The following is a 16,251-nucleotide window of genomic DNA, read 5'->3' as shown; positions in this document are numbered from 1 at the left end:
TCCAATCACCTTTTAACCAATTTCTATCATGGCAGAGTACGCTTATGACGACTGGGTGGGGCAGGTGCGCCCCGACCCGCGTAACACCGACCAGCTCACCCTCGTGCAGGGATACATTGGTCAATCCTCCGAGAGCGGTCACATCCGGGTTTATTCCGATGAGTCGCTCAACGATTTCGTGGAAGTGCCCGAAGACGCCATCGTTCACGCCCAGCAGTTAAGCCCATCGGAGTCATCGCTGGGGGGCAGTAAACTGTGGCTGCGTTCGGACGTGGTGATCACGTATGGCGACCCCAAGTCGGCCAACCGCCCCAAGACCACCTTCCTCGAAGGGGATTTAATGCAGCAGTACACCACGCAGTACGGCGGAGGCTACGACCCAACCGGCGGCATGGGGGCTTACGGTGCTCAGCCAGCAGGGCAGGGCGGTCAGTTTATGGCATCGGTAGCGCAGGTAAACTGCCCGTCCGTTTTGGTAGTACAGTGCCAGCCTCAGGTTACACTAACCAAGCCCAATTGCCCGATCATCTTTCAGACGGCTGTAGGTCCTAACTGTAAATTTCCCCGATCAATTTTTGTAACTCAGTGCCCCCCTTTGCTGACAAAACCAATCATTTGCCAGATAACAAAACCAGGTCCTGCTTGTCCCATGCCAACGGGCTTTGCATGTCCATCATGGGTGGGGTGTCTGCCTAATGGCAACATCACCGACGTGATTAATCCCGGCGGCCAGGTCATTCAGCCTGGGGGTTTTGGGGGTCAGCCCGATACGACGCAGTACGCCGGGGGCTTCGACACGACCGGTGGTATGGGGGGTCAGTTTATGGCGACCATTGCACAGATTCAATGTCAAGCACAGCCGTTTACGATTCAAGTTGCCAACTGTCCAATTCTACAGACGTTCGCAGCGACCCGGTGCGCAATACGCACCTGTCTTCGGACGATACCCGGTATCGATTGCCCGCCTTTCCAAACGTGTCAATTTGGAACCAGGATTCCGGGTTGTTTTGGCGGAACCAGGATTCCGGGTTGTTTCGGCGGAACCAGGATTCCGGGTTGTTTTGGCGGGTCAGTAATTTTACCAACAGATAGAATTACCGATGTAATCAATCCCGGCCAGATCGGTGGCTTCGGCGGTCAGCCCGATACGACGATGATGGGTGGCTACTACGGTACGTTTAACCCGTACACGACGATGTATTAACAATGCGACCGGGAGCCTTGCCAATGGTAAGGCTCCCTTTTATTCTAAACTCCTCGTTTTATCATGGCAAAGCAAAGTAATTCTCCGAATCAGGGTAAGTACGCTTATGACGACTGGGTGGGGCAGGTGCGCCCCGACCCGCGCAACATCGACCCGCTGACCCTCATGCAGGGCTACATCGGTCAATCCTCCGAGAGCGGTCACATCCGGGTCTACTCGGATGAGTCGCTCAACGATTTCGTTGAAGTACCCGAAGACGCCATCGTTCACGCCCAGCAGTTGAGTCCGTCGGAGTCATCGCTCGGCGGCAGTAAATTATGGTTGCGTTCCGACGCGGTTATCGTCTACGGCGATCCTAAGTCGGTTAATCGGCCCAGGACCACTTTCCTCGAAGGTGATCTGATGCAGCAATACGGTGCGTTTGGCAACTTCGCCCAGCCATTCAGGCCAATCGCATCGGTGCGGTGCCCAACGGTAAATCCGGTCATTTGTAATCCGCAGACGCGCGTATGCCCCCAAGGAGCAGGTGGCTGGAGCAATCAACCCACGGAAAATGGTATGTGTACTATGGCTACGGAATGTGGCCAGTACATAACCATTGCCGGACCAAATTGCCCCGCTCTGTCGACGGAAGCGGGTATCTGTCCGCCTTACATGGGCGATGCAGGAGGTCAGTTTATGGCGACTTTTCCGGCCATTCAGTGCGGGCCGCCCGTTTCGGCTCTGGTGGCGAATTGCACGATCATCCGGTCCGCTCCCGTAGCCAACTGTCCTGTATCGATTCCGTTTGTTAGATGTCCAATCGCATCCTTTGTCAGGACCCGATGCTCGTGGAACACATGTTTCCAGACGATTTGCGGGCTGCAAACTCGCTTGCCGATATGTGGCGGGATACCCTGTCAGTTTGGCTCGGTCACCGTTCCCATCACGACGACTCGCACGATCTTAACGGAGACCATCACGGGTCCAACCGGACCCGGCGGGACCATCATCCAACCCGGTGGTTTCATGGGTCAGCCTGATACGACAATGATGGGCGGCTACTACGGTACGTTTAATCCCTACATGATGTAATTTCGGGGCAAAGGACGTACGACATTCATTCGGTTGACCAAGTCGCTACGTCCTTTGCCCTACTAAACCTCAACGCCTTCCCTCGCCCATGCTGCTGACTGGTTTTAATATCGCCCATTATCTATTAGACAAGGGTTATCTCGCGCACGAATCCATTTTGGACGGAACGTTCACGGCCCACCAAACGTCCAGCCGCAACGCCAATTACCTGATTAATCGCGACGTACTGGCCACCGACTCGTCGGGTAACAAACATGACGCGTTATTCGTTAAGCAGGTGCAGGCCTGGGACCAGGAGAAAATCACGACGCTTCGCACCGAAGCGACCTGCTACTGGTTAGCCAACAATGAAGCGGCCTACGCCCAACTGAAAACGTTTTTGCCCCGCTTCGTCGAGTTCGACCATCCCAATCACATTCTCATTACCGAAGCCGTACCGGGAGCCGTCAACCTACACGATTTTTACGTTCAGCAGCGCCAGTTTCCGCCCGCGCTGGCCACGCGGCAGGCCGAGTTGCTCAGTTCGTTTCACCAGCCCATCACCACCGACGAACAGAAAGCGCCGAGTTTACGGCTGTTCGGGCGGCAGCAGCCCATGATGTTTATCTGGAGCGCGTCGGGTTTTCCGAGCTACGGTGCCCAACGGAGCGAAGCCGAGCGGCAAATGGTGCAGCTCATTACGCAAAACGGCGACTACATGCAGCGGATGCAAGCCGTGCGCGAACAGTGGCAAACCACCAGCCTGATTCACGGCGATATTAAACCGGCTAATTTTCTCATCAACGCCGATGCGCTGCAAACTAACCGTTACGACCTGCGGCTTATTGACTGGGAAACGGCCGACATTGGTGACCCCTGCTGGGACGTAGCGGCCGTATTTCAAAGCTATCTGTTTTACTGGGTGCTGCACGAACCGTTCAATGGGCAGGCGACCCCCGAAGACTGGCGTTCCTACGGTTTTCCGCTGGAGGCCACGCAACCGTCGATGCGTCAGTTCTGGCAGGTATATACAAAGCGGATGAGCTGGTCGGCCGACGAGATTCGCAAAAACCTGCAAAAAACGGTGGGCTACTGCGCCCTCAAACTGATTCATACCTGCTACGAAAGTATTCAGCAGGCCCCGGTGATGCCGCCCTACAGCGCCCGGATGCTGCAACTGAGTTTGAACATGCTCCGCTCACCCGACGACGCCATCGGGCAAGTCCTCGGTCTCTAAATCCACTCCTACCATGACAACTGATTACCAGCGCCAGCTCGATACCATCCTGAGTGGTTTACGTCTTGACCCGGCCCGGCGGCAAATTACCGTGCTGCGCGAACAGAACCCCATCGACTACCAGCCCGATACGCTGCGCTCAACGCTGACGGGCGTGTTATATCAGTATTTCTACAACGCCGTCGAGGACCGGCCAGCAGCGACCAATTTTACACCCGATGCATCGTTCGAAGCGGAACTGAGCCGAAACAATGCGTCGACCGAGGGGTTCGACCTGCCCTGGACCGTGGAAGCAGTCGACCAGGCAGGCGTGGCCTACGCCACCAAGGGTAACCAAAAACGAATGCTGTACGCGGGCGAATATGTATACGACCGGCCCAAACGCGGCCCCGCGCAGCCGGGCGATGCCCTCCGGCTGCTGGTCCGGGCCGAACAGCGCGAGGCTCAGAGCGGCTTTTATTACGTGTTTGGACAGACACCCGGCGACGATTCGGCGGCACTGCAAACGCGCTTGTATTTTCACCTGACGCCCAATGGAGCCGCGCCTTTAGTGGCCTGGCTGACCCGGACGCTCAACGCCTATCGGGTGCCGTTCCAGTTCAAATGCCTCAATCACCCCGACCTCTACGGCCGGAACGATTCGGCGGTGCTGTACCTGCAAAAGCCCTTCGTCAGCTTCTTGCTGCACCGGCTGGCCGACGACCTGCCCCAGCTCGAACCGTATTTGAAGCCCTCCGTACCGGTATTTACCCGGCGTTTGGCACCTGGTCTGGCGTTCGCCGAAAGTCCGCCCAATCCGGCCGAGAGCTTTGGTACGAGCCGCTGTGCGCTGCTGGCGCAGGGTATCGCCGACGCCGTGACCGCCGGGCAACCCGCCGACCAGTACGCCGGTTCCGTGCGCCGGGTGTTCGAGCAGATTGGTTTGTCGCTGGACCGGCCGTATCTGAATCCGCGCTCGTTTTACCCATATCAGTTTCCGGCAGCGTTTGCGTAACCTGATTCGTCCCTATCCCCTTTCACGTGCCGACTCGTCTAAAAAATTCCTTACCTTCCCCATGGAAACCACCGTGTTGCCCACACCCGTTGCCTTGACCATTATGTCCGATACGAATGCGTTCGTTGAAACGGCCGCCGACATTGGCCGGTCGATTTGCCGCGATGCCATCTGGTCCGGTGACCGTATCAACGGCGGCCGGTGCAATTTTCTAACGTCGACTAACGACCCGGCCTTCGAGCAGCCCAAGCCTTATTTCAAAGCCCTCGAAGCCGATTTTTACGCGGGTTCGGCGGGCGTGGGTTACTTTCTGGCCGCGCTCTATGACGCCACCGGCGATGCGCTGGTTCGCCAAACGGCCTTGGGCACCCTACGGAACGCCCTCGCCACGGCCCGGCGCATTCCGCCCCACGCCACACTGGGTTTCTTTTCGGGCTGGACGGGCATTGCCTACGCATCCATCCGGGCGGGGGCGTGGCTGAACGACGACGAACTATCAGCGGAAGGCCGTCGGCTCCTCAACGACGTGATGCGCGTAGATGTAGACCAAACCGGCCTTGACGTAATCGACGGAGCTGCGGGGGCGATTCCGGCGCTGATTCGGTTAGCGGACCAGGACCCATCGCCAGCGTTGCGGGCACTGGTAACGCAGTTAGCCGACCAGTTGGTTGCTAAAGCCGAGCAGTCGGCGCGGGGCTGGTCGTGGCGGACGATACCCGGCGCGAATCATCCCAATTTAACCGGTTTTGCCCACGGCGTGGCGGGCATGGTCAACGCCCTGCTGGAAGCTTTTACGTTCACAAAAAATCCGGCCTATCAGGAAGCCGCTTTCGGCGGGCTGCGGTACGAAAACAGCTATTTCGACCAGCAGCAGCAGAACTGGCCTGATTTTCGGGTGAGCGATCAGCCTCCCTCCTACTCCGCTGACGGCGCACCGGCGGGTCCGGCCTGCTCGTGCGCCTGGTGCCACGGTGCGCCGGGCATTGCCCTGGCCCGACTGCGCGGCTACGAACTAACCCAACACCCGGCCCTGAAGAACGAAGCGACGACGGCTGTCCAGACAACGGCGAGTCAGTTGACGTGGGGCCATCAGGCGAATTTTTCACTCTGCCACGGATTGGCCGGTAATGCCGACGTGCTGCTCGAAGCTGCCGATATATTGAACGCTCCGGACTGGCGTAGTCAGGCCGAAGCCATTGGCCGCGTGGGTCAGGACCAGTACCAGAAAACGGGGTTGTGGGCCAACGGGCTATACAATGGCTATCAGTTACCCGACTTCATGCTTGGCTTGTCTGGAACGGGCTATTTCTACCTGCGGCTGGCAAACTCTGAAAAGTACCGGTCCGTATTGTTGCTGCGCTGAAGTAGGTTGAAGAAGCTTTGGCAAAGTTTAACCGGGCCGCGCAGGCTTCGCCAAAGCTTCCTCAACCTACTGCGCTCCGTCGGTTTTAGCCCAGTCGACAGCTATTTTACCCACGGCAGTTCCGCATTTAGCCCCTTCTTCATTGTCGAACCGGTAGTGGATTCCGCCCAGCAGCCGCGACAGAGCGGCTTCCTCGGCTTGCGCAGTCAGGTTGGCGGCCTCACTGGGGAACAAATGGCCCAGGACCGTAGCCGCTGCCGACGAGAACGTAGCGTGGCCGGAGGTGTAGCTGGGAAAGTTCGGGATACCGGTGGCGGTTTTGATGGCCGGATCCATCTGCGAGGGGCGCGGCACAAAATATTTGTACTTGGTATACCAGCAGGCCGTTCCACCGTCCTGCATGGCCCGGTTCATAAGCGCATACGTGCGGGCCGCCCGCAGTTCGTTCTGGCGATCCTGCCGGATGAGGTCTTCAGCGATCAGGTTCCAGTGGCCGGGGGGCGTGTAGGTACCGGCACCATCAGCCCAGAAATCGGCGATGCGCCACTGCTCGCGGGTGCGGGTGTCGGCAATGGTACGCACCTCGGCCAGGGCTTTCTGGAATTCAGGCGAAGTGGTAGCCGGTGGTGGACCCGGCGTAGCCCGGAAGACCGAAGTCGAGTCGTACCACGTTTTCACGTTACCGCCCAATGGCAGCATTGGTGGCCGCGCCGGAATTTCCAAACTGGTCCACTTCACGTCGTAAGGCGCGTTGGCAATGGCCGTTTGCCAGGTGCTGTTGGCGTCGCGGGCCGCGCCGAAGCGGTCCGTTCTGGCACGGGCCAGGACTTTAGCGGTCACAGCAGCAGCGAGTTCTTCCCCGGCTTTCAGGTCGCTGGCTACGTTGGCTCCGGCCCAAATGCGGCTTTGCTTATGTTCGGCGGCTTTGGCTTTGATAAAATCGGCTTCCTTCGGAAAAAAGAATGTCAGCATCTGAGCGGAAGCCTCGGCAATGGCCGCATCTTCCGACGGATACGAGGGTACATCGAGCACCGGCACTAATCCGTTGATGCCCTGGCGGGTCAGCGATGGCCGATTGTACTGGTACTTGGCCCGCCATGCAACCACTAAGGCATCATACTGCGCCACGCTCAGCAGCGCGTAGAGCCGGGCAGCGTAAGGCGGATTGGCAAATGGATTGGTGGCATCGAACGGTGCGAAGGCTCCGGTCGCTTCGTTATAAAGGGGTGCGACGTTGTATTTGGCGACCAACTGACGGGCAATCTGATTCCAGCGATGTACGCCACCGGCCGCCCAGTAATTAATGGCGGTGTTGCGCTCAGGATTGACGCCCAGCAGTCCATTTTTCACCTCGGTCAATTCGCCCACGTACGCATCCGACGTTATGGCCGCTGGCTGCGGCACAGTAATATCAGCGCCTGACCTCAGCGTAATGGTCCGCCAGTTGCCCCCACCGGCATCTACTGTAGCGGGTTCACTAAGTGGTAAAATGCCTTCGTTGATGGTTGGCTCTTTGCAACTTCCCAACCACAAAGCCAGGCAGGCAACTATAAAACCTAAGGTGTTCGTTTTCATGTCGTTACGAAGATTATACTAAATACCAATGACCAAACCACCATTAAACCGCGTGGCTTTGCCGACGTTCTGACCACTGAGCGTGGTGCTGTATCCAGCATTTATCCCAAACTTTTTGATAACTGGTACGTAGATGTTAGCCCCCGCCCTGGTGAAGCCAACGGCATTGGTTGGAAAAGGAATACCAGGACCGATGTTAGTACCTTTACTGTAGGGTGTTTGCCGTTGAACCCAGCCATCGACGTAAAAATGCTTCGCGGCAATGCCCCCCCGGACAACGGCGTCGGTTACGTCGGGCACGTTCACTTTGGAGCCGCTGTTGGGATTCAGGTTATCAGGATCATAGTAATTCGCGATCCGGTCAAGCGTAACCTGGCCGCGCCGGACGTAGCCAAACTGGCCGGTCAGGAAAAATGCGCCCGCCTTGAAGTGCAGCAGCGTTCGTCCGTCGAGGCTGCGGGCACCGTGGCCGATAGCCACGGGCGAGTCGATCACGTAGTTCTGGAGCGGAAACGAGTATCCGGCTGAAAACAACCACGATAGCCGGGCGCTCCCAATCTTATAATCGAACGCTTCCCAGCGGAGCGCAGCCGCCAGGTCCTGCAACCCTTCCTGCTTCTGCCAGTAGCCCGCACTGGCTTCGGCCCGAACGTAAGGCACCGACACGATCAGGTCCAGATCGTAGCCCAGGCCGTAGCTGCCGTAGAGGTTCAGCGATTGGGTCGAGATCGTGCCGAGGTTGGGATTGCGCGTTTCGGTCGTGCCGACGTAGTATGTATCATACGATTCCTGCGCATACGTCACGGCGAAACTGGCCTTGCGCTGGCCCTTCATGAAGCCATCGACCAAACCCTGCGCGAAGCCAGTTGAAGCGGAGCAGACTGCAATCAAATAAATAATGAAGAGTGACCGTGAGCGCATCATGTCAAGTTCGGTTGAGTAAAGTTAACTATTCAGTTTCGCTGAATCGTATGGAAAGCAAAAGATTCTGCGCAACCGGTCCGGCTTCTGCGTTCGGCAAGAGCCCCTTACCTTATTCGTAGTACCGACGCAATCGTCGGTCGGGCAGGCGTAGTTTAAACTTGTTTTCATTAGCTACTCAGTGGGTATAATTCTAAATAGTGAGGCCAACTGTCAGCACCGCACCCCGTCCGTCGGATGGCCAGATGCCCGGTCCCGGATAAAAAGTCGGGCGTTTGGTAAAGTAGTGCCGGTTGAGCAGGTTGTTGATACTGCCGCGTACTACCAGGCCCCGTTTAATCCGCCAGGTGCCGTTCAAATCCCACAGACTATAGGCAGGAACGGGGCCAACCGCGCCATTGGCCGGGGGTACGGGGGTGTTGAGAGCGTCCGAAAACGTTTTGGCAACGTAGCTGAATTGCAACGTCAGACTGGCGACCCCATAACGGGCTGTCAGCCCATTGCGGCTTGTCCAGCGGGGAGCCGATTCTACCTGATTGCCGGTAACGGTTCGGTTTTCTGTACCGGCAGCAACGCGGCCACTGATGTAACGGGCACTGTTGAAAGCCGTCGATGTGAATCCGCTGATCAACACGGTTGCGGTCCGCAGTAATTGGGTTTCAATGAGTGCTTCCACGCCCGTGTTCCGGCTGTCACCAATGTTCGTTCGGAAGATGTAGTTCGTTCCGTCGGGGTTAGTGAGCAGCAGCGTCCCTAACCGATTGCGGTAGAGTAAGTCAAACACGGTAATATTCAGGTGAAATCCATGCCATCGACCATCAATGCCGATCTCAGCGTTATGACCGTAGGCATCTTTCAGGTTTTTGTCAATTCGCTCATATACTGAGGTTGGAATGATGTCCTTGAAAATCACCGGTCGGTACGCCTGCGACCAGCCCCCGTACACCTTTATGGCTTCGTTGATTCGATACTGTCCGTTAATGCCCAGCAACACAAATTTATGGTTAATGTCGGTCGGCAGACTGACCGGATCGTAGTAATCAATAGTGCCCCTGAACTCAGTTTTCCCGTTTTCAACCCGAATACCGGGCGAAACGGTCAGCCGGTTGGTCAGCGAAAACTGGTTTTCCACAAACACCGCCACGTTATTGCTCCGGAAATGCATATCTCGCCGGAATGGGCTGGTCAGCGATAAGTCAAAATCCGTCCCGGTAGTGCCGCCCCCTAACTGCCGACGGTGCAGGTCGGTGCTGATTAGCTGAATACCAGCCGCTACCGCAGCCCTTATATTTCCCAGGGTATAGCGGTGTATTAACCGGAATTCGGAGGTGTAGCTGTGGAAATTGTCAATGTCAACCTGACGGGGAGTGTACTGGCCCGTCACCCGGCTGATGGTATCCCGGACGGTAGCCAACCGGTCGAAGAGTACGCTGTTTCGGGCACCCAGCACCGCCGATGTAGTCCACAGGAACCGGGTCCGGGCCGATAGCTGCCAGTTAACCTTTACCGATGGCACGTAAATATCCGGGTTGAAATAGTTGCGGCTCCGGGTCGACTGGCGGGGGTCCTGCGCAAACTGGGCATCGGTTAACTGGCCGGGCACCTGGTAGCGGTAGGTTGAACGGCCCAGTTCGGCGGTGATGCCCAGCCGCCCGGTGGCCTGGTAGTGCAAACGCCCAAACTCGGCCTCCGCATCGGAGCGGCTGTTTTGCCGGTATCCCTCCGAATGCCGACGGTGGTAGTAGGCGTAATACGTCCATTTGCCAACGCGGCCGCCAATGGCGTTGTACGTACTTACCAGACCAAATGACCCCAGCGAATTGATCGTCTCGAAACCAAACTGACGGGATGTATCGGCCCCTTTCGTGATGTAGTTCAGCATACCACCAAACTGGGCACCGTATTGCAGCGAAGCCGTGCCGCGCACTAATTCGACCCGCTCCATGCTTTCCATCGGGGGCGAGTAGTGGCTGGCCGGGTAGCCATACATGTCGGAGTTGGTAATGACCCCGTTCTGGCGGATGTTGTTTTCCCACGACCGGTGCGGGTCCAGACCGCGCGTCGAGACGTTGATCTGGTTACCCGTGCCATCCATGTCATACACAAACACGCCGGGAATTCGGGCAAATACCTGACGGGGCGTTTTCTCGGCCACGTTCACGTCAATATCCGACAGTCGAATTGCTTCGCTCCGTTTGCCGCCCAATAGATACGTACCGTGTATGTCGGGCAGCGACTCCACAATAACCGACCTGGCTGCTTTCACCGTCACCTGGTTCAGGGTTCGGGTCGGTAGTGAGTCGGTCGGTTGCGATTGGCCGCTGACCCGTCGGGGAGCGGATTGAGCCAACAGGCATCCTGCCGAAAGCACACTGAACCCGATAATCCACGCTATATTCTGGTTGTTTTTCATAAGCCGTCTCGTAACAAAACGGGTGCCAGGGCATTGCTCCAGCATCCAAGACCCGTTCAAAACCAACGCGATACGTTGGCTGATACTAAGTAGTCGGCAAAAGCCGCGTCGCCGTGCCGAACGCCGGTGGGGTCCTGACGATCCGCATAACTCTTGATACGGTTCCGATACACCGCCACGGGCACCGTCAGGGCGGCCGAGAATTTGCCCCGCATATAGGCCAGTCCCGGCTCCACCGACACGATGTAACCCGGTCGCCGGAATCCTTTGCTGCCTCCGAACGCATCGTATGCCGGAACGCCCTCAACCCGCCCACCCAGCATCACGGCCAGCCCCGGCACGAGCCGCAACGACTGACTCAGGCCTACGCGGGCCGCAAACTGATCAGCTACGGAAAACCGGCCCGCAATTGGATCGACGGGGGTGACTTCGGGGCTGCGGACCACACCGTTTGTTTCGCGGGGGTTAAACAGGTAGAACCCGTTGGCGTAGGCCGTCAGACCCTTGGTTAGTTGCGCGTATCCCTGAAGTTCAACACTGGCCCCTACGCCCCCGTCGCCCAGTTGAATGGACTGGTCAACGGGTTTATTGATAACGTAGTCGTTTTTCTCCTTCGTCAGCTTATGGAAATCGTCCGTGACGCGGTAGTTGCCAGTGGGCAGTTTCACGCCCAGTCCCACGGCCAGATTCGCTTTGGGTAGTTTGACCGGATTAACGAGCCAGTAGCTGCTCGAAATGCGCAGATCGCCAATACCCTGCGAGCCGGTGGCAAACCGCTTCTGCGCTGGATTGGCCGTGAGCGCATTGCCGTAGTGTTCGTAGAGCGACGAGCGGTCGTTGTACTGAACGGGCAAATTAACGGATACCGACCACCGGAGCGAAGGCATGTAGGTAATGCCCAGATCGAGCGCGTGCGAAACGTTGATAACCTCTGTGTTCTGTTCCAGCCGCTCGTGCTGTTCAGCATCGCCTTTGAAATGCCGGAACGACCGAAAGTAGCGATAACCGGCGTTAACCTGCCAGTGTCCATTTCGCTGTTTGAAAAAGTCAGCAGAATTTGCGCCCACCGGAGCCCCGCTACTCATGTGGCGAACGGCCACGCAGCCCTGCGCGGAAACTGATGTGTAGGAAATAACAATGCAGGCTACCGCCAGCACGATGGATGTAATCGTTTTCATTTTTGAACTGTCTGAAGTGAGACGATAAGACAATTACCGCAAGCTACGCAGGCGCAGCATGTGGCATAGGCGCATTAGCTACTCCAGTGCGCTACTGGCATCCACTAAGCGACCGAAAATCTCACTTCAAGCTCGGGGCGGGGGCGAGTAAACGGGCAACGAGCGGGTCAGCATCGCGACGAAAATACCGGGGATGCAGACAGCTTCGCGCCATTGGGGAAAGGCGAACGTAAACGGGTTACGTGGACTAGGCGAGTACTCCTTCAGCAGAAATTTCAGAAATTGGTTGACTTTTTTGTAAGGCTCGGTAGCACCCGCGATGTGATCGTTCAGGAACGACAGCAGGTCACTTTGCCAGAATGAGCCATTTTGGGACTCCAACCCAGCAATAAAAAGCGTATCACCCCGGACATTCATGCTGACCACCTCGTAGTAGTGTCCCCGGTAACCAAAGCCGCCGGTAGTCGTGTTGGTCAGTTCGCCCATATTATGGGTGTCGGTCAGCGGCACCTGAAACTCCACAATACTATCGACTGATCGGTACACCAGCAGTTTCTCCGAAAGATCATGCTCCGCCTGCCACCACGCACCAATGCACACCAGCACGTAGGCCAGCGTGTGGTAGAGCAACAGCAGAGAGAGACCGATGGAAACTACTTTTTTCACGAGAGCAATATAGATTCACCCCAAAAATAATACTAAAATCTCAAACAATAAGAACATTAACCGGTTGAGGAAAAATTTTCGCCGTCATCAGATAGCTGCTGAATAGAAATTGATGGCAAAGAATTAAGACTATGTCGTGATAGGAATCCTGTGACAGAAACGGATAAGGGCAGTGTCACCAAGCAAACGCACAGCCGTTGCAATCAAAATTCGTACATTTGTGTTAGGCTGATACCCCATGATTTTCGACAACCACAACCGCCCCATCACGTATCTCCGGCTCGCTGTAACGGACCGCTGCAACCTGCGGTGCTTTTATTGCATGCCCGAAGAAGGCATTAAGTACATGCCCAAACAGCAGTTGCTGACCTACGAAGAAATGGAACGGCTCGTGCGGGTATTGGCGCGGTTGGGTGTCTCAAAAGTGAGAATCACGGGCGGGGAACCGTTCGTGCGGGCGGGCTTAATGAACTTCATGCACCGACTGTCGGGCGTGGATGGCCTGACCGATATTTCGATGACGACGAACGGGGTGTTGACGGCTCCGCACGTGACCGATTTAGCCGCACTGGGTGTGAAAGCCGTTAACTTGAGCTTAGATACGCTCGACCGGGAGCGATTCCACAAGATTACCCGACGCGACGAGCTACCCGCCGTGCTCCATACCCTCGACGCGCTGCTGAAAGCGGGTATTCAGACCAAGATCAACGCGGTCGTGATGGACGGACAGAATACACAGGACCTGCTTCCATTGGCCAACCTGGCCCGGACCATGCCCGTTGATGTGCGATTCATCGAGGAGATGCCGTTCAACGGCGAAGGAAGCCACTACCCGGTGCTGTACTGGACCCACCGGCGCATTGTCGATGAACTGCGGGCGCACTTTCCCGACTTACAAAAACTCCCCGACCCGCCGTTCTCAACCTCGGCCAATTACCAGGTTCCGGGTCATCAGGGTACCATTGGCATCATTGCCGCCTTTAGCCGGACGTTCTGCGGCACCTGCAACCGCATCCGGCTAACGGCCCAGGGAACCCTCAAAACCTGCCTGTATGACGATGGCGTACTCGACGTGCGGGCACTGCTACGCCGGGGTAACACCGACGAGGAGTTGACAGCCGCCTTCCTCCGTGCATTTGCCCACCGACCCGCTACCGGCTTCGACGCCGAACAGAGCCGGGATACAATTGTGGAGTCAATGGCTACGATTGGGGGGTAATTTTTTGACAGGATTACAGGATTTACGGCTGTCTGCTATTTCTGCTTTTGGAGAACCTGTAAATCCTGTAATCCTGTCAAAATCTTCTCTCATTACCGACTTAGCACCGGTACTTCGGACAAGAACTCATTCGTAAACAACGTGCCCACATCAATGTGCTGAACCAGCTCGCCGTCGGTATCGACCAAAAGGTGGTTGCGGATGAGCCAGTTAGTAAATGACATCCATACGTTGCGGTGCATGAAACCCCACTGCCCTTCGCCGTCCAGATAGTAGCCGGATATCATCTGTTGACTCTGTTCCACAAAGTTTCGGTCGGCCAGGGTTGGGTGTTTAGCCGTTTCCATCAACAGCCGGGCGGCCTCGTCGGGGTCTTCCACGGCAAAGCGAAACCCAGCCGACGTAGCATCCATAAACCGGTGGAGGACATCGGCGTTCTGCTCGGTCCAGTCGCGGTGAGCCGTTAGCACGGGGCTGTACCCGTACGGAATTTCGTAGTCGTCCAGCAGGAACTGGTTAAGCTCAACCCCTTTAATATCGGCTTCGACGCCCTCCCACGGCAGAAAAATCCACGTCGCGTCGGCTTCGTTGGTGAGCAGCGCGTTCCAGATGTTCAGCCGCGCGGGCTGGTGCGAAACGAACTGCCCGCGCCCCCCGTCGTTCTGTATTATCTGCCGGATAATGTCGTCTTCATACCGCGCTCCATACGAGGCATACACCTTACCATCCAACTGCTGCGGCCGGTCGATACCGCTTTGTTTGAGGGTGACAATGGCACTGGCGTCACGAGCCAAAACGGCCGCTATGGCCACGAGAGGGATGCCGTTTGTCTGGAAACTAATAACACTTTCGGAGGGTGTAATGGCCAGATCAGCCTGCCCCGACGCTACCCGTTTGGCGGGCGTCAGTTCATAATTATCTTCGTCGGGAAGAATAATCTGTACGTCGAGATCGGTCTGCTTGTAAAGCCCTTTGGCGAGGGCGACGTAGAAACCGGTGTGGATGGTATTAGGGGTCCAGTCAAGCGCTAAACGAATTGGGGTATTCATGCGATATAATGCTGATACGGGTATCTTAACCGGCTGACTCCCGGAAGGTTTTTTTACTCGCGGAAGGCCATTGATCGTTTGTATAAATTAACCAAAAAGTACTATTTTCGGATCGATTGGGGGAAAGAGTTGAGGTGCTGACGTAAATGCGTTAGTTTAGAGGGCTGTGTAAGTGCAGTCATCAACGAGTACAAACTTATGAGTACATCCCGACGCCGTTTTCTCCGTCAGTCCGCCCAGCGGGGCATGGCGGCACTTTCCGTGAGCACTCTTGCTCCTAACATAGCTCAGGCGCTGTCGGCCGAACCCGCACAGCCAAATACCGGGCTTGTTGCCAGCCCATCAGGTCGTATTAAACCCGACATTGTGGTGCGGTCGCTGCCCGAGAACATGGTCTGGGGGTACTTTGGAGCCGACGTGCCGCCCGTGAACCGGGTGAAAGACGGGGCCATCGTTGAGATTCAGACCGTTAACCCATCGGGGGTGAGCCGCACTGACCCCGAAGCGTTTTACAAGACCAACAACCTGTCCATCGACGAGCACGCACGGGAGGTGATTGCGATTTTGAAAACCGTTAAACCAGAGCCGTCGGGCATTCGGGGGCACATGCTCACCGGTCCGATTTTCATCGAGGGAGCCGAGCCGGGCGATCACATTGAAATTCGCGTTTTAGACTTAACGCTGCCCGCTGATTTCGGCGTCAACAGCGTTTGGCCGGGCGGGGGTGGCATTCCTGATTCTGTCAAACAGCGCGAAACGTTTGTGTACCGCTACGATGCCAAACGCCGGACGGGGACGTTTGTGGACGGCGTCGAGATACCCCTGCGGCCGTTTATGGGCGTTATGGCGCTGTCACCCCCACCCCAAACGGGACACGTCAGTTCAATTCCGCCGGGTTTCTTCGGCGGCAACTTAGACATCAAACACCTGACCAAACACTCAACACTGCACCTGCCCGTATCAGTGCCGGGCGGCCTGTTCACCACCGGCGACGGCCACGCGGCCCAGGGTAACGGTGAAGTTAGCGGGGTCGCCATCGAAACGGCGGTGACGCTCACGGCGCAGTTTATTGTCCATAAAAACAGTGCGCTGAAAATTCCCCGCGCCGAAACACCTACGCACTTTATCGCCGTCGGGCTGGACCGCGACTTAGACAAAGCCATGAAGCAGGCCCTCGCCGAAGCCGTTCAGTTCATTCAGACGGAGTTGGGTTTCACCTTCAATCAGGCCTTATCTATTGCCAGCACGGGCGTTGATTTTGAAGTCAGTCAGGTGGTCGATCAGGTGTTGGGCGTCCACGCGATGATTCCGAAGTCGATTTTTACCAGGAAGAAGTTTGCGTATTGGTGAGCAGGAGATTTAAGCGAGTAGCAGGCCCG

General features: G+C 56.6%; 13 protein-coding genes. 7 read left to right on the top strand and 6 right to left on the bottom strand.

Features of this window, described 5'->3' with window-relative positions; genetic code table 11:
• The first annotated feature begins 28 nt into the window (after positions 1 to 28).
• From ACYVHB_RS15010 to ACYVHB_RS14990, 5 genes are all read left to right on the top strand, one after another.
• A complete protein-coding gene (locus ACYVHB_RS15010; protein WP_461052572.1) occupies positions 29 to 1,204 on the top strand; it encodes a hypothetical protein in 1,176 nt (391 codons plus the stop codon).
• Positions 1,205 to 1,267: 63 nt separating this feature from the next.
• On the top strand, positions 1,268 to 2,278 hold the full coding sequence (locus ACYVHB_RS15005) for a hypothetical protein (protein ID WP_461052571.1): 1,011 nt from the start codon (positions 1,268 to 1,270) through the stop codon (positions 2,276 to 2,278).
• An 88-nt stretch (positions 2,279 to 2,366) separates the two neighbouring features.
• Positions 2,367 to 3,494, top strand: a complete 1,128-nt coding sequence (locus ACYVHB_RS15000) for a phosphotransferase (protein ID WP_461052570.1) — start codon at positions 2,367 to 2,369, stop codon at positions 3,492 to 3,494.
• 13 nt (positions 3,495 to 3,507) lie between these two features.
• A complete protein-coding gene (locus ACYVHB_RS14995; RefSeq protein WP_461052569.1) occupies positions 3,508 to 4,488 on the top strand; it encodes a T3SS effector HopA1 family protein in 981 nt (326 codons plus the stop codon).
• A gap of 61 nt (positions 4,489 to 4,549) precedes the next feature.
• A complete protein-coding gene (locus ACYVHB_RS14990; RefSeq protein ID WP_461052568.1) occupies positions 4,550 to 5,851 on the top strand; it encodes a lanthionine synthetase LanC family protein in 1,302 nt (433 codons plus the stop codon).
• Between the two features lie 66 nt (positions 5,852 to 5,917).
• On the opposite strand, the gene ACYVHB_RS14985 is transcribed toward ACYVHB_RS14990, so the two are convergent.
• From ACYVHB_RS14985 to ACYVHB_RS14965, 5 genes are all read right to left on the bottom strand, one after another.
• Positions 5,918 to 7,426 (bottom strand): phosphatase PAP2 family protein, encoded by a 1,509-nt coding sequence (locus ACYVHB_RS14985; protein ID WP_461052567.1) that lies wholly within the window; start codon positions 7,424 to 7,426, stop codon positions 5,918 to 5,920.
• Between the two features lie 18 nt (positions 7,427 to 7,444).
• Positions 7,445 to 8,350: a hypothetical protein gene (locus tag ACYVHB_RS14980; protein ID WP_461052566.1), complete on the bottom strand. Its 906-nt coding sequence runs from the start codon at positions 8,348 to 8,350 to the stop codon at positions 7,445 to 7,447.
• A 190-nt stretch (positions 8,351 to 8,540) separates the two neighbouring features.
• Positions 8,541 to 10,760: a TonB-dependent receptor family protein gene (locus tag ACYVHB_RS14975; protein ID WP_461052565.1), complete on the bottom strand. Its 2,220-nt coding sequence runs from the start codon at positions 10,758 to 10,760 to the stop codon at positions 8,541 to 8,543.
• A gap of 56 nt (positions 10,761 to 10,816) precedes the next feature.
• On the bottom strand, positions 10,817 to 11,938 hold the full coding sequence (locus ACYVHB_RS14970; RefSeq protein ID WP_461052564.1) for a hypothetical protein: 1,122 nt from the start codon (positions 11,936 to 11,938) through the stop codon (positions 10,817 to 10,819).
• 126 nt (positions 11,939 to 12,064) lie between these two features.
• Positions 12,065 to 12,604, bottom strand: a complete 540-nt coding sequence (locus tag ACYVHB_RS14965) for a hypothetical protein (protein WP_461052563.1) — start codon at positions 12,602 to 12,604, stop codon at positions 12,065 to 12,067.
• Positions 12,605 to 12,842: 238 nt separating this feature from the next.
• Here ACYVHB_RS14965 and moaA point away from each other — a divergent pair, with 238 nt between their 5' ends.
• Positions 12,843 to 13,823, top strand: a complete 981-nt coding sequence (gene moaA / locus ACYVHB_RS14960; RefSeq protein ID WP_461052562.1) for a GTP 3',8-cyclase MoaA — start codon at positions 12,843 to 12,845, stop codon at positions 13,821 to 13,823.
• A 92-nt stretch (positions 13,824 to 13,915) separates the two neighbouring features.
• Here moaA and ACYVHB_RS14955 read toward each other — a convergent pair whose 3' ends face one another.
• Positions 13,916 to 14,872, bottom strand: coding sequence for an ABC transporter substrate-binding protein (locus ACYVHB_RS14955; protein WP_461052561.1), 957 nt, complete (start codon positions 14,870 to 14,872; stop codon positions 13,916 to 13,918).
• A 198-nt stretch (positions 14,873 to 15,070) separates the two neighbouring features.
• Here ACYVHB_RS14955 and ACYVHB_RS14950 point away from each other — a divergent pair, with 198 nt between their 5' ends.
• A complete protein-coding gene (locus tag ACYVHB_RS14950; protein WP_461052560.1) occupies positions 15,071 to 16,222 on the top strand; it encodes an acetamidase/formamidase family protein in 1,152 nt (383 codons plus the stop codon).
• Positions 16,223 to 16,251 lie beyond the last annotated feature (29 nt).

It is taken from the genome of Spirosoma arcticum, from assembly GCF_054779955.1.
This window is presented reverse-complemented; position numbering and strand designations above follow the sequence as displayed.